The organism is Pseudorhodoplanes sp. (genome assembly GCA_032027085.1).
Lineage (GTDB): Bacteria > Pseudomonadota > Alphaproteobacteria > Rhizobiales > Xanthobacteraceae > Pseudorhodoplanes.
Window position 1 is genome coordinate 2,665,346 of record JAVSMS010000001.1, and the last position, 22,977, is coordinate 2,688,322.

Here is a 22,977-nt window from a genome sequence, read left to right on the forward strand (position 1 = left end):
GTCTGAGCCTGCTATAAGGCCTGATCCTGCCGCCGCAGCTTTTTCATGAAACTTGTTTCAATCCCAGCCAATCCGGTCCCTGACGATGTCGTCACTGGTGTCCTCAAGACACCGGACAATATCGAATTGCGGTTCGCCCGCTGGGCGCCGCCGCCCGGCCGCAAGGGCACGGTCTGCATCTTTCACGGCCGCACGGAATTCATCGAAAAGTATTTCGAGACCGTGCGTGAATTGCGCAGCCGCGGCTTTGCCGTGGCGACGATCGATTTTCGCGGGCAGGGATTGTCGCAGCGCCAATTGTCCGATCCACGCAAAGGACATGTTGAGGATTTTCGCGACTATGAAATCGATCTCGAAACATTCATGAAGCAGGTCGTGCTGCCGGATTGTCCGCCGCCCTATTATGCGCTCGGTCATTCGACAGGCTCAGCGGTGCTGCTTGGCATCGGCGCGAAAGGCTATCGCTGGTTCGATCGCATGGTGCTCTGTGCACCGTTGCTCGAATTGTCGACACAGACCTTCGCGCGCTATTCGGCACCTGTGGTCCAATTCCTCAAGGGCATTGGCCTCGGACACTCCTACATTCCCGGCGGCGACAGCAAGATTCTTGCGCTGCGTCCATTCATCGAAAATCCCGTCACCTCCGATCCGGTACGTTACGCAAGAACGGTGGCCGTGCTTGAAGCGGAATCTGCTCTTGGTGTTGGTTCGCCAACAGTCGGGTGGGCCTATGCAGCGTTCGAGGCGATGCGCAGGTTTGATAATCCTGCCTATACCGCGAAAATCCACCAGCCGATCCTGATGATCGCTGCCGGACGCGACGTGATCGTGTCGACGCCCAAGATCGAGTCCTATGCGACGCGCCTGCGCGCCGGATCGCATCTGATCATTGCCGGCGCCAAGCACGAGATCATTCAGGAGCAGGACCGCTATCGCGCGCAGTTCTGGGCGGCCTTCGACGCTTTCGTGCCCGGCACGCCGCCTTATTGATTCAACAGTTTGATCGCAGCCTCATGCGCGCGCCTGTCGCCGGCGGCGATGATGCGGCCGCCGGCTTCCGCGGGACCGCCATCCCAAGAGGTGACGATGCCGCCGGCGCCGCGAATGATCGGAATCAGCGGGACGATATCGTGCGCCTTCAATTCGGTCTCGATGACGAGATCGACATGTCCTGCCGCCAGCATGCAATAGGCGTAGCAATCGCCGCCATAACGCGAGAGCCGCGCGCCGTGCTCCACGCTCCGGAAAATCGCGCGATCTTCTTCGTTCATCAACAGAGGGCTGGTGGTGAACAGGATCGCCTCCGCGAGCGACGCGCAGGGCCGTACATGCAGGTCGCGCTTGCCCGCCGGCCCGCGATAATGCGCGGCTAGGCTATCGCCCGTGAAACGTTCGCGCAGGAACGGCTGATGCATCATGCCGAAGATCGGCTCTCCCAAACGGGTGAGCGCGATCAGCGTGCCCCAGACCGGCATGCCGGCGATGAAGGATTTTGTGCCGTCGATCGGATCGAGCACCCAGACATATTCTGCGTCGCCGCGATCGTTGCCGAATTCCTCTCCAATGATTCCGTGTTCCGGAAAATGCTGCCGGATCAGCGCGCGCATGGCCTGTTCGGCGGCGCGATCGGCGGCGGTGACGGGATCGAAGCGCCCGCCGGCATTCTTGTCATCTACGCCCAGTGTGGTGCGGAAAAAAGGCAGGATGGTATCGCCCGAGACGGTCGCAAGTTGGTCGACGAAAGCTGCGAAGTCGATGGCGGTCATGCCGGCGGGCCGTCGGAGCGCGTCCAGGCGCGCGATGAGATCAAGGAACTCACACCTATCCAAGAGTCGCATATCGGGCAACTGCGCCGACGGCTTGCTGCAGGGCCTGTGCCATGCAACGAAGGTTTTCAGCAGGTCAGGAAAGCCGGGTTTATGACCACGCAGAGCGAGCCCATCGCCAGGGCGACGATCCCCGTGCGCGCGACCATCATTCTGGTCGGCACGCTCGGGTCGATCTACATGGTCAGCCAGTTTCTGCGCAACTCGGTCGCCGTCATCGCGCCCAATCTCGCGCTCGAACTCGATCTCAGCGCATCCGAGATCGGGCTGCTGGCCAGCGCCTTCTTCTTTTCCTTCGCCGCGGCGCAAATTCCACTCGGCATCGCGCTCGACCGCTATGGACCGAAAGCCTGCATGCTGGCCTGCGGCGGTATCGCGGCTGCCGGCGCGGTGATGTTTGCGCTTGCGACCTCGCCCGGCGGGTTGACTGCGGCCCGCGTGCTGATGGGGCTTGGCTCCTCATGCTATCTCATGGCGCCGCTGGCGCTGTATGCGAGCCGTTACGCGCCGCACCAGTTCGCGTCGCTGACCGGAATTCAGATGGGTCTCGGCAGCATCGGCACCTTGATCGCGACAGCGCCATTTGCGTTCGCGGTTGCCGCGGTCGGGTGGCGGGCAACCTTTATCGGCATCGCCCTCTTGATGGTGCTGGTGACAGTTTGCGTCATGGCCGTGGTGCGCGAGGACGGCCGGTCGCCGCGCTTCGAGCCGAAGAAGGAACGGCTTTCCGAGAGTCTGTCAGGGCTGATGGCCGCCATCCGCACGCCGTCGGTGGTACAGATCTTCGGCCTGCACCTTGTCACGCATGCAAGCTTCGTTCTGGTGGTCGGTCTGTGGGGCGGTCCTTATCTGACGCATATCTACGGCTACAATCTGACGGAACGCGGCAACATGCTGTTTGCGGCTGCGGTGGCGCAGGTTGCCGCGGCGTTCTTGTGGGGGCCGACCGACCGGCTCTTCCGCAGCTACAAAAAGCCGGTGCTGCTCGGCGCCTGCTCGACAGCGGCGGTGCTTGCGATGGTCGCCATTTTTGGCGTGCTGCCGCCCGGCGGGCTGCTGCTTTGGTTCGTGCTGGTCGGGGCGCTGTCCGCCTATACGCCGGTGATGATCGCGCATGGCAAGTCGCTGTTTCCGCCGCATCTGGTGGGGCGGGGAATGACGCTGCTCAATATGGGAACAATGGGCGGCGTGTTTATCGCCCAGGTCATCAGTGGCTTCCTGATCGACCTGTTTCCGGTCAAGGACGGCGCCTACGCGCTCGAGGCCTACCGGCTTGTTTTCGGGCTGCAGGCGGCGGTGGTGATCCTTGCTGCGGCGATCTACCTGTTCGGGGTGCGCGATCCCTGGCGCGAACAGCATGACGTGACGCGCGTCTGAAACCCGCGTTCCGATCATTGAAACGAATCGTGCCGGAAAAATCACACCCTGTAAAACTGCATAGCGGATAGGTAAGTATTGCTGACTTACCAACTTGCATTTTGTGCGTCGCGGTGCAATATTGCTGCAGCGCGGCAACGTGCTCCGCACGTTCCCGCCGCCCTCCTTGGGCGTTTCCTCCCTAGACTTGGGCCGCTTGTTTACTCAAGCGGCCCTTTTTTCTTGGGGTTTTTGACGCCTTCGTTAGCTCAAGCCTGCTGCTCTGGCCGGACCGGTCCAAAGTGGGGTCTGGGGCCGCCGAAGAATCAATGGCAGAGCCGCGCATTTTCTGGCGATGCATCTCGCGGGATGCTGCTATGCACCAATGGTAAGCCGGGCTATTCGGCGGCTGACCGGTAGGGCCGCAGCTCCTCCAGCGGGATTTCGGCCAGCCGGTCGGACAGGAATTCAAGGTCCGCGGCCAGCCGGTCAAACGACGCACTGCGGGCGAAGCTGCGCTCGTCCATATACAGCGCCCGGTTGATCTCAAGCTGGATGGCATGCAGGCCGGCGCTGGGATTGCCGTAATGCTCGGTGATGAAGCCGCCGGCATAGGGCTTGTTGCGGCTGACGGTGTAGCCTTGGCCGCGCAAGGTCGCCTCCACAACCTCCATGACGGTGCCGACGCAGCTCGTGCCGTAACGGTCCCCCAGCACGACATCCGCGCGCGGCCGGTCGTCACGGCCGGTCGCTGACGGCATTGAATGGCAGTCGATCAGGATGGCGGCGCCGAAGTCCTGGTGGACGCGCGAGACCAGCTTCCGGAGCCCCCGGTGATACGGCTTGTAGAGGCTTTCGATCCGCTGCAGGGCGTCATCCACCGAAATCCGCTGGTCGTAGATCTCCTGCGCATCACCGACCACCCGCGCCACGGTGCCAAGCCCGCCCGCCACGCGCATTGAGCGGGTATTGGCGAAAGACGGCAACCGGCCATTGAACATGCGCGGGTCGAGTTCATACGGCTCCCGGTTCACGTCTACGTAACAGCGCGGAAAATGCGCCCGCATCAGCGGATAGCCGCGCTCAACGACGCCCACAAACAACTGATCGACAAAGCTGTCTTCCGAGCGCCGCAGCACCGTCATGTCGAGGCGCGATGCAGCCAGAAAATCCGGCGGATAAACGTTCCCGCTATGCGGTGAATTGAACACGACCGGCCCGCGCCAATGCGCCGGCTCAAGGATGTCAAAGGGCGGGTCGAGCTCGTCGTAGAGCGCCATCTGGCCGTTTCCGGGCGAACAAAGACTTGAAGAACTATCGGTTTGTGGCTTGGATTTGTCCATGCCGGGTGGCGCCCGCAAATTGGCGGTTTTCACCCGATATTTACCCGCGCCCGGGTTAATGGGCGGACGGGTTTTCCAGAACCGACAGGCCTGCTGGTCAAGGTCTCTCGTTGCAAGAGACAGGGCCGGACGGACCATGCTGTAACGAGACGTTAGCGCGCGTGTGAGATGATTGTCCGATGAGCGACGAAAACGCCAAAATCCTGCTTGCCGAAGACGACACCGACATGCGCCGCTTTCTGGTCAAGGCGCTGCAGAATGCCGGTTTCAATGTGGCGTCCTACGATAACGGCCTGTCCGCCTATCATCGCCTGCGCGAAGAACCGTTCGAACTGCTTCTGACCGATATCGTCATGCCGGAAATGGACGGCATCGAACTGGCGCGCCGCGCCTCCGAACTCGATCCCGACATCAAGATCATGTTCATCACCGGTTTTGCGGCGGTGGCCTTGAACGCAGATTCGGCTGCGCCCAAGCATGCCAAGGTGCTGTCGAAGCCGGTGCATCTGCGCGATCTGGTCACCGAAGTGCAGAAGATGCTGGCCGCCTGAGGCGGTCTTTCTACGCAACGGCGCTTGAGCCGGTATCTGCCGGCTCCTAGACTGACGCATCGCTTCTGGGAGAGCGCCATGCGTGCCGTCCTGCGTTCTTGCCTTGCCCTTACCGTGGCGAGCGTGTTGTTCTTTACCCCGTCACACCACAGCCATTCGCAGCCCGCACCGGCCAACGCATCAAACCAGGCCGACATCTATCTGCTGCGCGGCTTGTTCAACATCTATTCGCTCGGGATGGATTCTCTGGCGGCCAAGCTGCGCGCGCAGGGGTATGCGCCGACCGTCACCACCTGGGACAGCGCGCCAGCCATTGCCGAACAAATCATTTCCAGGCATCAGCGCGGCGATGCGCGCGCGCTGGTGCTGATCGGACATTCGCTGGGCTCCAACGCCGTCATTCAAATAGCCAATCTTCTGGCGCAGCAGAATATCCCGGTCGGACTCGCGGTGACATTCGACGTGACCGAGCCTCTGGTCGTGCCCGGCAATGTCACGCGCTTCATCAATTTCTATCAGCGCAACGGTTTCGGAAAGGTGGCCAGTCCGGCGCCTGGGTTCAAAGGCGAATTCAGCAATCTCGATCTGTCCGGCGACAGCAATCTCAATCACGTCAATATCGACGAATCTCCGCAGCTGCAGAGCTTCGTGGTGAACCGCGTGTATGAATTGACGCACGCGCATCTCGGCGCGGTGAAGGCGAAGCGGCGGCCCAAGCGGTCCTGATTTTGCTCAGGCTGCCGGGCGCCGGCGGGCGGGTGGCATCGCTGGCGCCTTGCCGTGCAGACAGGCTTGCGCCCGTGGTCGTCACCTTCACCAGAGGGCTCGCCGTGCTGGAACGGGCCGGATACAGCCGCAAGCAGTTGAAAGACGCTGCAATGACCTTCGTCGATGCCCTATGGCCTGCGAGGTGATCGAGCGCACTATTTCCGGCGCAGCAGCCGACGCCGTTTCAGATCGCGGACGATCGCCTGCGCGGCATTGTGTCCTGGCGCGCCGGTGACGCCGCCGCCGGGATGGGTGCCGGAGCCGCACAGATAGAGCCGCTTGAGCGGGCTGCGATAGTCGGCATAGCCGAGCATGGGGCGGGCGGAGAAAATCTGGTCGAGCGTCATGGCGCCGTGGAAGATATCGCCGCCGATGAGGCCGAAGGTGCGTTCGAGATCAAGCGGGGTGAGCGACGTGCGCGCGATCACGCTTTGCTTGAAGCCGGGCGCGAAACGGTCGACGGTCGCGATCATCACATCCGCAACCTCGTCGCGATGATCGTCCCAGGAGCGGCCATCGGGCAGCTGCGGTGCGACGTGCTGGCAAAACAGGCTGGCGACATGCGCGCCGTCCGGCGCCAGTGAATCGTCCAGCGTGGACGGAATCAGCATTTCCACGATCGGCTGTCTGCTCCAGCCGGTTTCGCGCGCGTCGTGAAAGGCGCGGTCCATATAGGCAAGCGAGGGCGCGAGAATGATACCGGCGGTGTGATGATCGCCAGGCTGATGGCCGGGCAGGGCGGTGAAGCTCGGCAGTTTCTCGAGCGCGACATTCATGCGGAAGGTGCCGGAGCCGCATTTCCAGCGCATCATGCGGGCGAGGAAGTCCGCCGGCACGGCCTCCTGTGGCACCATCCTGTCGTAGAGCAGCTTCGGATTCACGTTCGCGGCCACCGCCCGGGCCCGCAATGCGCGCCCATCCCCGAGCACGACGCCCGCCGCGCGGCCCTTTTCTACGATGACTTCGCGTACATCGGCGCCGGTCTCGATTTCCACGCCGTGGCTGCGCGCGGATTTCGCCATCGCCTGGGTGATCGCGCCCATGCCGCCGAGTGCGTGACCCCAGACGCCCTTCTTGCCGTTCACCTCGCCGAAGCAGTGGTGCAGCAGCACGTAGGCGGAGCCGGGCGTGTAGGGACTGGCATAATTGCCGACCACGCCGTCGAAGCCGAACACGGCCTTCACCGGCTCGGATTCGAACCAGCCGTCGAGATAGTCGCCGGCGGATTTGGCGAAGAGATCGAGCAAAGCACGCTGGCGTTCGATCGACAGGCGGCGAAGCCTCCGGCCAATGCGGACAAGCTTGAGCAATTCGCCCAAGGATCGCCGGCCGAATCCGCGCACGACATTGGGCGGCGCCTGCAACACGAGGCCGCGCAGGATGTTGGCGATTGTCTCCAGTTCTTCACTGTAGGCGTCGTACCGCTCGGCGTCCTTGCTGCTGAATTTGGCGATCTCCGATTTCGTCCGGCCCTCGCCGGTGAGCAGATAGCGGCCATCCTCGGTCGGCAGGAAATTAAGTGCGCGACGCTCCACAATCTTCAGGCCGTGCCGGTGCAGATCAAGATCTTCGATCACTTTCGGATTGAGCAGCGAGACGGTATAGGCGGCAACCGAGTTACGGAAGCCGGGATGGAATTCTTCCGTCACCGCGGCGCCGCCGACGACATCGCGGCGCTCCAGCACCTTCACTTTCAGCCCGGCCATGCCGAGATAGGCGGCGCAGGTGAGGCCATTATGGCCGGCGCCGATGATCACGACATCAAAAGGATCTGGCATTTGCGAGCGCTCACCAATTGAGTCTTCCGGGGCGGCGCATTCGCACCGGCCCCGGATCCCGCAAGCGGCTTAGCAGATCAAGCGTTCAATTATCGAGAGTCATTTGTGCCGATGCTCAGACCCGCTTACGGCCTGTGACCATCGATTTCACCAGATTTTCGCTATGCTCGAAACTGGCGACGATTACCCCAAGCACATGCACGATCACGAGCCCGAGAGTGAGGTTGGCGCAAACTTCGTGAACCTCCTCAATCCACTTGGCACCCCAGAAGGCATCTGTCGTCATCGCGTAGCCAGTTACGCAGGTTCCCCCTAGCATGGCGAGAAGCGCGACGACCATGGCACCGCCGGCAGGATTGTGCCCGAGGTAGCGTGGTGCCCGGAGCATGGCAATGTCGCGCAAATAGGCGAGAATGTCGCGCGGCGGCCGGACGAAGCTTGAAAATCGCGCGTGTTGCGGTCCGACGAAGCCCCAGGCAAGGCGGAGTGCGATAAGACCTACAATGACATAGCCGGCGGCGATGTGAAGGCGCTCGATCTCATCGCCGGTCGCGTAGGCCACCAGAAACAGTATCGCGAGCGACCAGTGAAAAACCCGGATGAAGGGGTCCCAGACCTTGACCGTCGCCGGCGGCGTCGCGCCGCCGGCTTCGATCGTTTCGTTGATCATGCTCATGGTTGTCAGAGCTGGCCAACGATCTGGCCGCTGGTCGGATCGACAAACAGCTCGACGCGATTGCCGGTCTTGTCGATGGTATAGAGTTCGCCACAGGCTTTCTTCAGCTTGGCCTTCTGCACCTTGTAACCTTGCGCTTCCACCTTGGCCTGCAGTTGCTGCAAGGGCAGCCACTGGCTTTCCGGAGCGGCGGTGCAGGGGCGCCCCAGGCTGCCGGCCTGGGCGGCGGTGGCGGCGCCGAGAACTGCCGCCAGGGCGGTGAGGATGACGATCTTGCGCATGGGGGTCTCCCGAAATTTGCCCGGCTGCACCATGCAGCGGGCGATGGCGGGAGATTGCCCAAACGGCGCTGACGGCTGTCTGTTGATCCATGTCAGCAAACTGTCAGGTCGGCTGTGGCAATTTTAAACGACAATTCCAAACAGAACTATTGGTAGAGCCGCGATGTCTTGGCGTTACTTGGAACTGTGCTCGCTCGCCCTGACGGCAGTATTGCTGGCGGCAGGGCCGGCGGCCGCGCGCGATCACGATGCGGTTCGCCGCGCCGTCGAGACCGGCGAAATCCGCTCGCTCAGCGACATTCTCGATCATCTCCGCGGCAAGCTGCCGGGCGAGATCGTCGGCGTCGAGGTCGACCGCAAGGATGCCCGCTGGTTCTACGAATTCCGTGCCGTGGATGGCAAAGGGCGCGTCTTTGAAGTCTATGTCGACGCGCGCAGCGGCGAGATCGAGCGCGTGAAGGAGAAATGATGCGCGTGCTGCTCGTTGAGGACGACCGGCGGATTGCGGCGGATGTCGCCAGCGCGCTCGAAGCCTCAGGTTACGTCGTCGACACCGTCAGCGATGGAGAGGAGGCGTGGTTCCGCGGCGACACTGAGGACTACGGTGCCGTCATTCTCGATCTCGGGCTGCCCGGCATGGACGGTCTGGCGGTCCTCAAGCGGTGGCGCGCGAATGGACGGCGCATGCCTGTCCTCATCCTGACGGCGCGCGGAAGCTGGGCCGAGCGGGTTGATGGAATCGATGCCGGCGCCGACGACTATCTGCCGAAACCATTTCGCATGGAGGAATTGCTGGCGCGGCTGCGTTCGATCGTGCGCCGATCCGCCGGACATGCGTCGTCGGTGATTGCAACGGGAGACATCACGCTCGACGAGCGGCAGATGAAGGTGAGCCTGCGCGGTGTGCCGATCGCGCTGTCTCCTCTCGAGTACCGTCTGGTCGCCTACCTCCTTCACCACCGCGGTCGCGTCGTCTCGCAGCATGAGCTGGACGAGAATGTCTACGGGCACGGCGAGGAGCATGATTCGAATGCGCTCGAAGTTCTGGTCGGCCGTGTGCGCAGGAAGCTGGGGAGCAACATCATCGAGACGCGCCGCGGATTTGGCTACATGGTGCCGGAGGCGCGAGAATGAGCTGGGGGTCGCTGCGACTGCGCCTTGTGGCCGGTGGCATCGCCGCGATCCTGCTCGCGCTCACCATCGCCGGTGCCGGGCTGACTTTGCTGTTCGAGCGCCATGTCACCCGCACACTTGCCGACGACCTCGACGTTCATCTCAAACAATTGCTCGCCGGCATCGACGTAAACGCCAACGAGCAGCTTGAGATCACGCGTCCGCCGGTCGATCCGCGCTTTGCCAACCCGCTCTCCGGATTGTATTGGCAAGTCTCTGATGAACGTGGCGACATGCTGCGCTCGCGGTCGCTGTGGGATACGACGATGGCATTGCCCCTCGACGATCCCGGGCCGGGCGAAGTGCATCACCACGAGACCGCCGGCCCCGGCGGCAGCCGCATGTTGGTTGCGGAGCGGGTGATCAAACTTGTGATCAGCGGGCGGGAGGTGCGCGTCCGCGTTGCGGTGGCGGCCGATCTCGCGCGGATTTCGACCGCCGCTGCGGCTTTCGCAAAAGACCTGATCGTCGCCCTCGCCGTGCTTGGAGTCGTGCTCGCGGCCGCCACCTCGATTCAGGTCGGCCTCGGTCTGCGGCCGCTCGATCTCTTGCGCCGTGGAATAGCCGACATCAGGGCGGGGCGCAGCCGTCATCTGCCGGCGGCGGTGCCGGCGGAGGTGCGGCCACTTGTCGAGGAGGTCAATGCGCTGCTCGACGCTCAGGAACGGGAGATGGAGAGCTCACGCAGCCGTGCCGCCGATCTTGCGCATGGACTGAAGACCCCGCTCGCGGCGCTCGTCACCGACGCCGCCCGCTTGCACGCGCGCGGCGAGCACGCGATCGCGGAAGATATCGAGGCGGTCGGCGATGCGATGAGCCGCCATGTTGACCGCGAACTGGCCCGCGCGCGCGTCTCCATTGGTCTGCGGCGCGGCCTGCGCGAGGTCACCGAGCTGGCGCCGCTTGTGCGCTCGCTGGCCGAGACTCTGGCGCGCACGCCTGCGGGCATGCGGATCGCGTTCGAACTGCAAATCCCTGAGGACATGCGCGTTCCCTTCGAGCGGACCGATCTCGCGGAAGTGCTCGGTAATGTACTGGAAAATGCAGCGCGCCATGCCGCCACACGCGTCCGGATCGCCGCCAATATGGATCAAGACAACCCCTCGATCACCATCGAGGACGATGGCGAGGGAATCGCGCCGGCCCTGTTGCCGCGCGTGCTGGAACGCGGCGTGCGGCTCGACCAGCGCGGGAAAGGCGCGGGTCTCGGGCTTGCCATCGTTCAGGATGTTCTTGACGCTTACGGGTGGCGGCTCGATCTGACGCGCTCCGAACTCGGCGGCCTCAAGGCGACGATTACACGGAAAGCCGCACCAGGCCCGCGCGCGGCAACGTCCACCGCCCCGGTCCCCGCCTCGCTAACCGGCACCTGACAATTCGCTGACGCGTGCCGTCAGCGGCCCGACTGACATTCCGGCGTATGAAACCGGACAAGCGGCGATCGCCGCTCAGCAACGGGAGAAAGACAATGCGTAAGTTTGCAATCCTGGCGGCGGCCGCCGCACTCGCCATCGCAGCCGGACAGGCGTCAGCCGGCGAGGACAAGCACGCCGGCGAGTCCGATCTGCGAAGGCCGGCGATATCGATCGAGGCGATGAAACAGAAAATCAGCGCTCTCGGTTACGACGTCCGACGCATCAAGGTCGACGACGGGCTTTTCAAGGTGTGGCTCGTTGAGCGCCAGTTTGGCGGCGAAGTGAAGGCGAAGTTCAGCGCACAGAGCGGCGAGCTTACCAAGGCGCGGCTCGCACACTGACGCGATTGGGCTCACTGACTATTGCGGCGGCGGGGCGTATATCACTCCGCTGCTGCAAGTTGCCGCTTCTTGCGTACGAAGCCGAGCAGCGGAATGCCGGCGAGCAGCACAGCGATGCCGACGAGCGCGCCATAGCCGGTATAGACCAGGCTCGCGTAGAGCAGATAGGCGCAGACGGCGCAGAAGAGGAGCGGCACCACGGGATAGAGAGGCACCTGGAAGGGGCGCTCGCGTTGCGGATCGCGCCGGCGCAGCACGAACAGCGACAGGCCGACCAGCAGCAGGAAAAACCAGAAGACTGGTGCAGTATATTCCACCATGGCGGAAAAGCCTTCACGCGTCGTGGCGCCGAAAAGCACCAGGGCGAAGGCGATGATGCTTTGCGCGATGATCGCGTTGCGCGGATTGTTGCCTTTGGTGTTCCACAGCCGCAGCCGCTTGAGCTGCAAATCCTCGCCCAACGCATGATAGAGTCGCGCGCCGGTGAAGATCGAGGCGTTCATCGTCGATAAGGCGGCGCAGACCACGATCAGGCTGAGAATGATGGCGCCGGCCGGACCAAAGCCGACGCGCATGACCTCGGCGGCCACGGCGCTGCTCTTGCGCAGCCCGTCGAGACCCAGAACATGCAGATAGGCAAGGTTGATCAGCACATAGAGCACGGTGACGACGGCGGTGCCGATCAACAGAATGCGGATCATGTCGCGCTTTACATTGCGCAGATCCGCGGACAGATAGGCCGCCTCGTTCCAGCCGCCATAGGTAAGCAGGATGAAGACCATGGCGAGGCCGACGGCGCCGATCTCGGGCGCCGACGATGCGGAGGCGGAGGCCACGCCGCCGCCATAGAGGAAGCCGACCACGGCGATGGCGGCCAGCGCTGCCGCTTCCAGGATCGTGAAGATGTTCTGCGCGGTCTTGCTCTGATAGGTGCCCGCCAGATTGATCAGCGTGAGAAAGAGCAGGGCAGCCGCGGCATAGATCGCCGGGCCATAATCGCCAAGCGCGTGCAACTGCTGGGCATAATCGCCGAGCACGAAAGCGACGGCAGCGATGGCGCCGGTCTGGATGACCGTGGTGCGGGCCCAGGCGAACAGGAAACCGACCGGCTGGCCATAGGCCTTGCTAAGAAACGTGTATTCACCGCCGGTCGATGGATAGGCCGCGGCAAGCTCGGCATAGACCAGCGCGCCGATCAGTGTCATCAGCCCGCCGACTGCCCAGACCGCGATAAAGACGGTTTCGCTGCCCACATTGAGCGCCACCAGTTGCGGTGTCTTGAAGATGCCGATGCCGATGATGATGCCGACCATCATCAGCGCGCCGTCGGTGACCGAAAGGCTGGCGCGCGGAGCGCTGGATTGTTGTGTGCTCATTATATCGAGGCGCTCCTGAAAGGGGCTGGCGGGTCGATTCGATCGCCCGAGATTGTCACGGCCGGGTCTGTCCCGGCCAGCGCGATGAGGAGGACCGCGTCCCAGGCGGAACCCGCGGGACACGCCCGCGGGTCACTACAGCAACGCGTTACGTGAAAGGGCAAACGCCGTCACGCCTTGCTGGCCTTCCAACCCGCGCCCTCGATCACATTGCCGTTCACCTTGCCGCGATAGGTTTTGCCATCGACGGTGAAGGTCAGTTCGGTGCCCTTGAGACGGCCGCCGGTCACCTGCACTTGCTTGCCGTTGATCTCCGCCTTGCCGCCGACCATCTGGTATTGCTGGGTGAGGCTGAGCGTCATTTTCGGCTCGCCCTCGATCACCCATTTGCCTTCCACCTTGGCCGGCACAATCCAGAAGAAAATCTGTTTGCCGGAGACGACGTCCCTCTGATCCGGCTCCCAATCGCCCATGTCGAAGGCGTGCGAGACGATGCGCGTGCCAGGCTTCATGGTGTCGAGAATCTTCGGGCGCAGGCGCAGATTGATGTCGGTGAGGAGATACATCGCCATCACGTCGGCCTTGCTCAGGTCTTCCTCGAACAGGTTGGCGATCTTGAACTCGACCTTGTCGGTAACGCCGGCCTTTTTGGCGTTCTCGTTGGCTTCCTTGATGCGCACCGGATTGATGTCGACGCCGTAGCCGCGGGCGCCGCGCTTGGCCGCCGACACCACCATGCGGCCGTCGCCGCAGCCGAAATCGATCATGAAATCGCCGGGCTTCACCTCGGCCATGTCCAGCATGCGGTCGACGACGTCTTGCGGGGTCGGAACATAAATGACGTCCAGCTTGGGCTCTTCCGCCAGTGCGGCGGAAGTCAGCAGGCCGGCGCCGAGGGCCAGCGCATAAAAAGCAGGGCGAAGTGATACAAGACCGGAAATCATTATGGCGCTCCCAATTGATGATGCATTCCCATTCAGGCGTTTCCAGGCGGCAATTTCGGGCTGGCCTTATTCGGAACGGTTTTGGCAGCCTCAATTCCTACACCAGCAGGCTCGCTTCTATCCCACGTGCCATTCTGGAAGTTTTTGCGGCGGTCCGCGGATGGGAGGCCCGGTTCAGCCTCGGCTTGCCACTGGGGAGGGGAAAATATATAGGGGGCGCCTCACATCTGGCGACGATGGGCGCGTAGCTCAGCGGAAGAGCACTACCTTGACATGGTAGGGGTCACAGGTTCGATCCCTGTCGCGCCCACCATCGTTTCCGGGCCTTTTTCGATGTGCCCCGGACCGGGATTCCGGTCCATCCCAAGCACATCCCAAGCAGTGACGTTTCGAGCGATTCGCGCGGTTTGGCTCTCCGATCCAGCGCACATTCCCGCTGTGCCAGACAGTCCAATCGTCGCGGTTGTCGTCGTCACCATGCTCACCAGGATGCCTTAAGCTGCGCCCGCGTCAACAGGCGAGGCTGACCGCCGCTGCTCCCCCGTTACTCCGAAGGTAACGCTCTGCATCGCGCAGGCCTTGCGCCCCGCGACATCGATTTGCTGCCGGTCGCGCACCGAACGCGCCCCGGGCACCCGCCAAATCGCTTACCAAACCCACATTTTCCGTATCAGTATCAAAAACTCAAGAAATCTGATTGCATTCCGCCCGGTCTTAAGCCATATAATTGGCCCAATTAGGCTTCCACATGGCAAAACAACGGCACCACAACACGCCCCGATCTAGCGCCAAGGGCAAAGGTCCAAGGCGCGCCGCGCCGACCAGCGATTGGCTCAGCTTCATCCGTCCGCATTTCGATCTATACCGCACATTGCCGTGGGGTAAGCAGAAGGAATTCATCGACAGACTCGCGCGCGAGGAGGGGCAAAGCGCCAATACGCTGCGCCGCTATATCGCGGCTGCCGAGTTCCTTGAAGGTTTCGGAATCACTCGCTTCCCCGCAAATATCGAGCGGCTGCCGGTGGCGGCCGTGGAGGCCATCGGCCGGATCAGCCGAAAGGATCCCGCCCGCGGCCGGGCCTTGCTTGACGATCTCCTGAGCGGGATTGGAACGATCCGTGGTCTGAAAAAGCAACTTGCGGCGATGCCCAGAGCATCAACACTCTCAAGGAAGCCCTTGGCCGCAAGACGCGTCGTCTCGCGGACGCAACTCCATGCCGACATCGAAAGCCTGGTTGCAGTTGTGCCAGAGTTGCGCGACTGCATCCCATCAGAATTGATCCTAGTGCCTTTCAACGATTGGGTTGGCCCGGCAAACGTCTTTTCCAAACAGACCTTGCCACGCGCGTTCGTTCCGCTGCTCGCCGACCATGCGGCTGTTGTATTCGATGAGGCGGCTCTGGTCTGGGCAGCCTCGCCGGCAATGGTAATACAGGCCTTCCTGAGGAATATTGCCGCGGCGACAGCGATGTTTGACTTGGTGGTAGTGTATTGCGACGCCCTGCAGTCCGAGGTTGCACGGGTCGTTGCCACCATGCGTCACGACTGCCGCAGGCGTATGTTGGTGAAGCAGGGTGCCCTGGATTGCTGACCGGCGCAGTCATTGTCCAAGCTGTGACGTTCAGTATAGGGCTATCCGCAACGGCTCCATAAAACCCGGATGCGGCCGAGCGGATTCCACATAGGGCGTCTCCCCTATCAGTTTGCCGCCCTTGGGAGGCCCGCGCCGCGTGCATTTTTTGCGGATCGGGAGAGACCTGTCTTGATGGCAATCAGCATGCGCCCAGCAATAAGAAAAAGTCGGTCGCGCAGAGCGATGGAATTGAAACGCTGTGTCGAAAGCGATCATGGTGGACTGATCCACGACGGTTTTGCCCCGCACTGTTCGCAGCAATGTGGAAGTCATTGCTGCGATTACTTGCGCGCTAGATCCGACTGACGCTAGCCCCGGGCGGTTCAGTCCGGATTTCACTCTTCACTATGAGGCAAGCTTTCCCGATTCGACCCCAAGGCTTCCGCTGCGTGGCTCGCGCCGAAAGCGGTGCTGGCGAGGGGCTGCCATCAATTAGCTAACTTGGGTCAATAACATAAATTTACATTGCGTGCGATGAACTGAAATTTTGTTTTACATCAAATCCGTTATCGCAATTCACGTTAGTAAAGCGCCTTTGGCGTTTTACAGAACTGCATCTGTCGAGCAATTTTGGAATGAAGCAGAAGTGGCCGTGTGCTACCTGTCCGGTACGTAATCTGGGTTTTGGCGGCGCCTTACTGGGTCAGCATTCATCGGAGCAGGGCCTGACCGAAAAGCCGAGCTGGCAGGAATTCCGTAGTCTGCGTGCCGGAGAAAATATCGTCATCCGCGGCAGCGTCTCAGACTATGTCTATGTCCTCTGCCGCGGTTGGGCATTTCGATATCACAGATTACCGAATGGTCGCCGGCAGATCCTGCAGGTCCTGCTCGACGGGGATCTGTTTTCTGCCGTCACCGCATTCGAAGAGAAACTGCATTTCTCCGCGCAGGCATTGACCGAGGTGCGCATCAGCCGGTTCCACCGCGCGGCGGTTGCGGACAGGCTCGCGGCTGACCCCAAGCTTTATGCTGCATTGGCCAAGAGCTGCATCGAACAGGGCAATGATGTGGACGAACTGATTACCGTGCTCGGCCAACGCACAGCGGAACAGCGGCTCGCCTATCTGTTCCTTCATTTCATCAGGCGTCTGCTGGCCCGTGTTCCGACGCTCAAGCAATTTCCATTTCCGTTGCGTCAGCAGCATATAGCCGACATGATTGGTCTCACGCCGGTTCACGTAAGCCGCGTGATGAGGACCTTTCGCGAGCGCGAATTGATTGATCTGTCCGGCGGAGTCCTGACTGTTCTCGACGCCGACGAACTAGAGCGCATCGGCTCCTTACGATGACAGAGAGTCGGCGAAGGCGCCGACAGTTGCGTTTGCGTTTTACGCCTGCTGGCCCGCAGAGCATTTGCTTAAAACATAACCCAAGTTATCTCTGGTGCTAACTATCATTTTACCATGCGGTTCGTAGCCTCTGCGCGTCCGACGCCGTCAAGCGCCGGAAATGACGAGCGCCCGCGCTCGCGGTGAAGGAGGAATGGGAGGAGCTCTAAGACGGGGACGCGGCGGTTGTCATTATCATTGCCCGTCCTCGAGTCCACGCGTCTTGTTACAATGGCGTCGAATTGCCTGCCAAATGCAGGCGCGGATCGGCGCAGGAATATGAACTTATCGGAATGTTCGCCGTGCCTTCGGGGGACAGCAATGAGGACTGAGCATCATGGCAATTGCGCGCGCTGCGACGGGTTTTCGTGGAGTGAGTCTGATCACTGACCGCAAGATCAGCACCAAGCTGATATCGGGCTTCGCCGCYCTCTGTCTCATTCTGGCGCTGGCCGTCGGATACACGATCTACGTGGTGGGCGGCGTGTCGCAGACGGTGGACCGCATGGTCAACCTACGGGCGCCCGTCGCGATGGAAAGCAGCGAGATGGTCGGCAATCTCTATTCCACCCTTGCTACGCTGCGCGGCTATCTCCTGACCGGCAATCAACAGGGCAAGGCCGACCGCGCTGCGATGTGGAAGGAACTGGATTCCTCAGCCCATGCATTCGGGCAGAAAGTGGAACAGTTCACGAATCCCGAGAACAAGCGCAAATGGGCCGAGGCCAAGAACCTGCTGGAAGAATTCCGCTCGGCACAGGAGAAGGCCGAAGCGATTTCCGGCACCGCCGACGCGTTCCCGGCGACCAAGCTTCTGGTAACGGAAGCGGCGCCGCGCGCTGCCACCATGTTCGTCGAGATCAGCAAGATGATCGATGAAGAGGACCGGCAGGAGGCGACGCCGGCCCGCAAGCGGCTGCTCAAGACGATGGCCGATGTGCGCGGCAATTTTGCCGCCGCCACCGCTCAGTTGCGCATGTTTATCGTGACCGGCGATGCGCCGGTGAAGGAGCAGTTCACGCAGATCTGGCAGGCTTTCGAGAAGCATCTCGCCGCGCTTGACGCTCAGAGGGCTTTTTTCACCGGGTCGCAAAAAACGTCGTTCGAGTCTTTCATGAAGGCGCATGGCGAGTTTGTCGCGCTTGCCGACAGGATGGTCGCCATCCGCGAATCGGCGGGATGGAACGCGCCGGTGCAGGTTCTGAATACGGAAGCGATTCCGCGCGTTGTGCGGATACTTGATCTTCTCGACGGCCCGAAGGGAGCCGACGGGACGCGCTCCGGCGGCATCAAGAGCAACCAGAAGATAATGCTCGCTGAGGAATCCGGTGCGGCGCTTTCCGGCATGGACGGCCTGGTGAAGACAGAATGGGTCCTGCTCGGGCTTGGCCTGCTGACGGCGGCACTGATCGCCTGGCTCACCGCGCGCTCGATCGCGACGCCGATCAAGCGGCTGACCGCAGGCATGCGGGAGCTTGCCGGCGGCAATTTCGACGTGGTGTTGCCCGGCGTCGGCCGCAAAGACGAGATCGGCGACATTGCTGGGGCGGTCGACGAGTTCAAGATCAGGCTGGAAGAGAAGATGCGTCTCGATGCGGAGAAGGAGCAGGAAATTGCCCGCCGCGAACAGGCGGAGCGGGACGAGCGCTCCCGCAAAGACGCCGAGATGGCGCGCATGGTCGCCAGGGTCGTGTCCGCGCTCGGCGACGGGCTGGAGAATCTGGCGCGCGGCAATCTGACCTACCGGCTCACAGAGGAGTTTGCAGCCGACTACAAGAAGGTGCAGGACGACTTCAACTCGGCGATCGGGCAGTTGCAGGAGACGGTCCGCAGCATCGCCACATCCTCGGCGGAAATCTCCAGCGCCGCCGCTGAAATCTCCACCAGCACCACTGACCTCTCCCAGCGCACCGAGGAACAGGCGGCGAGCCTGGAACAGACCTCAGCTTCAATGGAGGAAATCGCGGCCACAGTGAAAAAGAATGCCGAGAATGCGCAGCACGCCAATCAGCTGGCGCAGGGCACGCAGGCTATTGCCAATCGCGGCGGCGAAGTGGTGACGCAAGCGGTTACGGCCATGGCGCGCATTGAGGAATCCTCGCGGCAGATCGCCGATATCATTTCTGTCATCGAYGAGATCGCGCGCCAGACCAATCTGTTGGCCTTGAATGCGGCCGTCGAAGCCGCGCGCGCCGGTGAGGCGGGCCGCGGTTTTGCCGTCGTCGCGTCCGAAGTGCGCACACTGGCACAACGCTCCTCGCAGGCGGCCAAGGACATCAAGGACCTGATCATCAACTCATCGGGACAGGTGCAGGAAGGCGTTGAACTCGTGGGTCGGGCAGGCGCGGCGCTCAACGAGATTGTTGAGTCGATCAGGAACGTCGCCGCTATCGTTGCCGACATTGCCAACGCCAGCATGGAACAGGCCTCAGGCTTTGAACAGATCAACAAGGCGCTGAGCCAGATGGACGAGGTGACGCAGCAGAACTCGGCTCTGGTCGAGGAGAATGCCGCCACCGCAAAAACACTTGAGAACCAGCAATCGGTCATGAACGAGCAGGTGCGTTATTTTAAGTTTGCCGACGATGTCAGCCGACATGAGGTTGGCTCGCCGGCGGACAGCAGGCCTTCGATCAGTTCTGAACAAGCCGTCATGTCGGAGCGCAATGTCAGGCGGCGAAGCCAGCCGGCTGGTCACGTGCACGGGGCCCTTGCGCTCGCAACTGACGAGGAGACCTGGCCGCGTCATTAGCAGACCTGCGGAGGCGATGGCGCAGGCTGTCGCCTCCACCATTGCAGAAGGTTATTGCTCTTATTCCGGCACTTGGCCGTGCAGGCCATGTCGTTAATCACACAATTTGCTTCGGGCATTGATGCATACCGAGACAGCAGCGCAAAAGCCAAGCCATTCCAAGCCGAGTACTCGGCTTGTGTTCATTCGTGCATTGGCCTTGCTCACCGTCGGCATTGCCGCGGTGAAAATCCTGCAAGCGTCGCTATCAAACTGGGGCGCCGTTGGCGCGCCCTATCAGACGGCAACGCTGATCGACAATATTCTGATGCCGGTAGTCATAGCCACGATATCGGCCCTGACGGTCTGGGTCAATCTTGCATCCCATTCCCCGGTCAAGCGCCGCTACGCATTCATTGCCGGCCTCATTGCAGGATGCGTTGTCGCCGCATGGGAACTGATCCTGCAACAATCGGTCGGCGCGCTAAACGTCACGCTTGGCACGACGAGCAGCTTGGTCTTTTCGATCCTGTCGCTCTCTGGCGCCGCAATTCCGCCTGTCGGCTGGATGCTGTGGTTGGCCTTGAATGCAGAACAAACGCTGGCGATACCTGATAAGGCACATGGCGCCGTCGAATCAGAGTTCCGTCCGCATGTGCTGGTACTGGCTGGAATGGCTGCATTGCTCGGCTTTTTTGCCGTCGCCGGCCTGACAGCAACGCTGATCTGGTCGCAGGAACGATCAAAGATCGAGCGCAACGCGGACCTGATCAATCTGTCAGGTCGGCAACGGATGCTCAGCCAGCAGATAGCGCGCTACGCYGCGCTGATCGAACGCCAGCCGCATGATTATATYGAGGRRATGGAAAGCGTCCTGTCTCACATGAGACTCGATGCCGCGCGGCTGGACGCACTGATTTCTTCGCTGCCCGCAGTCGGRAAGGYCGATTCGGAGCCCATGGCGCAGACCCTGCGTGCCATGAGCAATGTGCGGCGTGCTCTCTGGCGAGCGTCGGAACAATATCTGGCCCAGATCGCCGGCCGGGATGCGCTGCAGAGTTCGGACGCTCACCGGGTCCAGTCGATCGCCGACGAATTAACGGATGTCATGGAGCGTGTCGTATCCATCTTGGGCGCGAGCGCCAACAAGCACATGCTGGAGACGACTCAGAAAGTCACACGGTTCGGCATTCTYCTYATYATCATGCTTGTAATCGGGACGCTGAATRTTGTGCTGCCAGTCGCCTGGGTCGTGTATCATCAGCATCGGCGCCTGGACGCCCACGCGCGGAYGCTGGTCGCAACGCGTGAAGAAGCGCAACGCACGCTCAGCCAGCTTCTCGCCTATGAGGCTGCTCTGTCAAAGAAAGCCATCATCTCCGTAACTGACCTCCGCGGCAAGATTCTGAAGGTCAACGACATGTTTTGCGAGGTCAGYGGGTACAGYCGCGACGAGTTGATCGGCCARAACCATCGYATCATAAACTCAGGACATCATYCGCCGGAGTTCTTCCGRGAAATGTGGCGCACCATCAGAAGCGGARAATTGTGGACTAGTGATSTATGTAAYCGYGCCAAAGACGGRASGCTATATTGGGTYGATACRACCATCGTTCCGATATTGGATAGACATGACCGGATCAATCAGTATCTGTCCGTCCGCTACGACATCACAGCGCGCAGRTATGARCGGGAGGCGCTGAGRGAGAGCGAGATACATTTGAAGCGGGCGCAGGCGGTCGCGAAGGTGGGGAGTTGGAGCCTGGACCTCACCACAAGCCGGCTGCGCTGGTCGGATGAGACCTACCGGATATTCGGTSTGCCRGTGGGTACGSCGCTCAATTATGACCTATTCCTGGCGMAAGTGCATCCTGACGAYCGAGRTCGTGTYRACCACGCSTGGCAACAGGCGCTGAAGGGKRAGGACTATRATGTCGAGCACCGGGTCACTGTCGATGGTGAGCTCCGGTATGTGCGCGAGAAGGCTGATATTGARTTTGACSMGAATRGACGAGCATTACGYGCCGTTGGAACGGTRCACGAYATTACAGAGCAAAAGTCCGCCGAACTCAGGCTGCTCTGGCAAGCCCAATATGACACGCTGACCGAGCTGCCGAACCGAAGATTGTTCCAGGACCGGCTTGAGCACTCGCTGAATRGCAGAATGCGGGATGGCAGGACCGGCGCAGTCCTGATGGTKGATCTCGATCACTTCAAGAATGTGAACGATAGCCTGGGTCACAAGGCCGGCGACGATATYCTCATTGCCGCCGCCCAAAGGCTCAAGGAGTGCGTTAGGCATGAGGATACGGTCGCACGTTTCGGCGGAGATGAGTTTCTCGTGCTGCTGGACGATATTGGGCCTGAACACGCAAGTCTCGTAGCGGAAAAGATCCAGAAAGCGCTTGTGCGGCCGTTTGAGGTGGAGCAGCGCGAGCTGCATCTTGGGAGCAGCATCGGAATTTGCATATTCCCGAGCGACGGCAAAACGGTTGATGAAATTCTCCTATTTGCTGATGCGGCAATGTATGCGGCCAAGCATGCGGGCCGGAAAGCGGTATGCTTCTATTCGTCCGCCATCAATGAGAAGCTGCAGGAAAAGGTTTCCCTTGTTGAGGAATTGCATACCGCGCTGGTTGAGAACCAGCTCGGACTGGTGTTTCAGCCGATCATCGACCTCAGGTCGAACGTGCTTGGGAAATGTGAGGCGCTCATAAGGTGGCATCATCCCAGCAAAGGGGTCCTCAATCCCGGACAATTCATTCCGGTCGCAGAAACTTACGGCCTCATGCCCGAAATCGAAGGATGGGTCATTAAAAATGTGGTTCTCCAGTCAGACCTGTGGAGATGCGAAGGCATCGAGGTTCAGATCTCGGTGAACATTTCCGCCCATTACCTGCGGTCCGATCAGCAGGTCGCATCCCTCATAGATCTTCTGCAAAAGCATCGGGCTGACAATACCAAATTCATACTGGAGATAACCGAGTCCCATCTGATGCACGACGAGGGCGCCCAGTTTGCCCGTGTGGCCCGTCTGGTCGAGGCCGGAGCGGAGATCGCAATCGATGATTTCGGAACGGGATATTCTTCACTGAGCTATCTGACGCGTCTTCCCGCAAAATATCTCAAGCTCGACAGGTCATTTATCACAAATCTCAACTCATCTCTCCAGCAGCGGCTGGTTCGGTCAGTGATCAGTATCGCCCACGATGTGGGAATGCACGTTGTTGCGGAAGGAGTGGAAACAAAAGATCAATTGGATTTGCTGCTTGAATATGAATGCGATTATGCTCAGGGTTATCTTTTTGCCAAGCCCCTTAGCGCGGCGGACTTCTCCCAGCACTTCAAATCCTTCGCGGGCGGCTTGATCCAGCGGCGCCTGGCGAGATTGGCCTGAGCCGAGGACACGGCCACCCAATCACGCGAACATCAACGCGCGGATGTCTGTGCGCGGATC

19 protein-coding genes and 1 tRNA gene are annotated in these 22,977 nt (G+C 61.2%); 13 read left to right on the forward strand and 7 right to left on the reverse strand.

Annotation, left to right across the window (positions count from 1 at the left end):
* The first annotated feature begins 45 nt into the window (after positions 1 to 45).
* The gene (locus tag RO009_12885) at positions 46 to 990 is read left to right on the forward strand and encodes an alpha/beta hydrolase (protein MDT3685923.1); all 945 of its coding nucleotides are present in this window, start codon (positions 46 to 48) and stop codon (positions 988 to 990) included.
* Here RO009_12885 and hisN read toward each other — a convergent pair.
* Positions 984 to 1,766, reverse strand: coding sequence for a histidinol-phosphatase (gene hisN / locus RO009_12890; GenBank protein MDT3685924.1), 783 nt, complete (start codon positions 1,764 to 1,766; stop codon positions 984 to 986). The genes RO009_12885 and hisN overlap by 7 nt on opposite strands.
* Before the next feature lie 153 nt (positions 1,767 to 1,919).
* Here hisN and RO009_12895 point away from each other — a divergent pair, with 153 nt between their 5' ends.
* Positions 1,920 to 3,203, forward strand: a complete 1,284-nt coding sequence (locus RO009_12895) for an MFS transporter (GenBank protein MDT3685925.1) — start codon at positions 1,920 to 1,922, stop codon at positions 3,201 to 3,203.
* Positions 3,204 to 3,580: 377 nt separating this feature from the next.
* On the opposite strand, the gene RO009_12900 is transcribed toward RO009_12895, so the two are convergent.
* A complete protein-coding gene (locus tag RO009_12900; GenBank protein ID MDT3685926.1) occupies positions 3,581 to 4,462 on the reverse strand; it encodes an N-formylglutamate amidohydrolase in 882 nt (293 codons plus the stop codon).
* A 242-nt stretch (positions 4,463 to 4,704) separates the two neighbouring features.
* Here RO009_12900 and RO009_12905 point away from each other — a divergent pair, with 242 nt between their 5' ends.
* Complete coding sequence (locus tag RO009_12905; GenBank protein MDT3685927.1) at positions 4,705 to 5,076, forward strand: response regulator; 372 nt, start codon at positions 4,705 to 4,707, stop codon at positions 5,074 to 5,076.
* A gap of 78 nt (positions 5,077 to 5,154) precedes the next feature.
* Positions 5,155 to 5,802: an alpha/beta hydrolase gene (locus RO009_12910; GenBank protein ID MDT3685928.1), complete on the forward strand. Its 648-nt coding sequence runs from the start codon at positions 5,155 to 5,157 to the stop codon at positions 5,800 to 5,802.
* Between the two features lie 197 nt (positions 5,803 to 5,999).
* Here the strand turns inward: RO009_12910 and RO009_12915 are convergent, their stop codons facing one another.
* The 3 genes from RO009_12915 to RO009_12925 form a co-directional block, all read right to left on the reverse strand.
* A complete protein-coding gene (locus RO009_12915; GenBank protein ID MDT3685929.1) occupies positions 6,000 to 7,622 on the reverse strand; it encodes an NAD(P)/FAD-dependent oxidoreductase in 1,623 nt (540 codons plus the stop codon).
* Positions 7,623 to 7,737: 115 nt separating this feature from the next.
* On the reverse strand, positions 7,738 to 8,298 hold the full coding sequence (locus RO009_12920) for a cytochrome b/b6 domain-containing protein (GenBank protein MDT3685930.1): 561 nt from the start codon (positions 8,296 to 8,298) through the stop codon (positions 7,738 to 7,740).
* 5 nt (positions 8,299 to 8,303) lie between these two features.
* The gene (locus RO009_12925) at positions 8,304 to 8,579 is read right to left on the reverse strand and encodes a PepSY domain-containing protein (protein ID MDT3685931.1); all 276 of its coding nucleotides are present in this window, start codon (positions 8,577 to 8,579) and stop codon (positions 8,304 to 8,306) included.
* Between the two features lie 163 nt (positions 8,580 to 8,742).
* Between RO009_12925 and RO009_12930 the strand changes: the two genes are divergently transcribed.
* From RO009_12930 to RO009_12945, 4 genes are all read left to right on the forward strand, one after another.
* Positions 8,743 to 9,048: a PepSY domain-containing protein gene (locus tag RO009_12930; protein MDT3685932.1), complete on the forward strand. Its 306-nt coding sequence runs from the start codon at positions 8,743 to 8,745 to the stop codon at positions 9,046 to 9,048.
* The gene (locus RO009_12935; protein MDT3685933.1) at positions 9,048 to 9,713 is read left to right on the forward strand and encodes a response regulator transcription factor; all 666 of its coding nucleotides are present in this window, start codon (positions 9,048 to 9,050) and stop codon (positions 9,711 to 9,713) included. Before RO009_12930 ends, RO009_12935 begins: the two co-directional genes overlap by 1 nt.
* The gene (locus tag RO009_12940) at positions 9,710 to 11,125 is read left to right on the forward strand and encodes a HAMP domain-containing sensor histidine kinase (GenBank protein MDT3685934.1); all 1,416 of its coding nucleotides are present in this window, start codon (positions 9,710 to 9,712) and stop codon (positions 11,123 to 11,125) included. The genes RO009_12935 and RO009_12940 overlap by 4 nt, the downstream gene beginning before the upstream one ends.
* Positions 11,126 to 11,220: 95 nt before the next feature.
* A complete protein-coding gene (locus tag RO009_12945) occupies positions 11,221 to 11,508 on the forward strand; it encodes a PepSY domain-containing protein (protein MDT3685935.1) in 288 nt (95 codons plus the stop codon).
* 41 nt (positions 11,509 to 11,549) lie between these two features.
* Here RO009_12945 and RO009_12950 read toward each other — a convergent pair whose 3' ends face one another.
* Both RO009_12950 and RO009_12955 read right to left on the reverse strand, forming a co-directional pair.
* Positions 11,550 to 12,884: an amino acid permease gene (locus tag RO009_12950; GenBank protein ID MDT3685936.1), complete on the reverse strand. Its 1,335-nt coding sequence runs from the start codon at positions 12,882 to 12,884 to the stop codon at positions 11,550 to 11,552.
* 170 nt (positions 12,885 to 13,054) lie between these two features.
* Positions 13,055 to 13,828: a 50S ribosomal protein L11 methyltransferase gene (locus RO009_12955; protein ID MDT3685937.1), complete on the reverse strand. Its 774-nt coding sequence runs from the start codon at positions 13,826 to 13,828 to the stop codon at positions 13,055 to 13,057.
* A gap of 238 nt (positions 13,829 to 14,066) precedes the next feature.
* Here RO009_12955 and RO009_12960 point away from each other — a divergent pair.
* From RO009_12960 to RO009_12980, 5 genes are all read left to right on the forward strand, one after another.
* A tRNA-Val gene (locus RO009_12960) sits at positions 14,067 to 14,141 on the forward strand.
* A gap of 435 nt (positions 14,142 to 14,576) precedes the next feature.
* Positions 14,577 to 15,419 carry a hypothetical protein gene (locus RO009_12965; protein MDT3685938.1) on the forward strand — a complete coding sequence of 281 codons (843 nt, stop codon included), beginning with the start codon at positions 14,577 to 14,579 and terminating at the stop codon, positions 15,417 to 15,419.
* Between the two features lie 617 nt (positions 15,420 to 16,036).
* On the forward strand, positions 16,037 to 16,750 hold the full coding sequence (locus RO009_12970; protein ID MDT3685939.1) for a Crp/Fnr family transcriptional regulator: 714 nt from the start codon (positions 16,037 to 16,039) through the stop codon (positions 16,748 to 16,750).
* 376 nt (positions 16,751 to 17,126) lie between these two features.
* Positions 17,127 to 19,541 carry a methyl-accepting chemotaxis protein gene (locus RO009_12975; GenBank protein ID MDT3685940.1) on the forward strand — a complete coding sequence of 805 codons (2,415 nt, stop codon included), beginning with the start codon at positions 17,127 to 17,129 and terminating at the stop codon, positions 19,539 to 19,541.
* Positions 19,542 to 19,662: 121 nt separating this feature from the next.
* Positions 19,663 to 22,917, forward strand: coding sequence for an EAL domain-containing protein (locus RO009_12980; protein ID MDT3685941.1), 3,255 nt, complete (start codon positions 19,663 to 19,665; stop codon positions 22,915 to 22,917).
* The last annotated feature ends 60 nt before the right edge of the window (positions 22,918 to 22,977 follow it).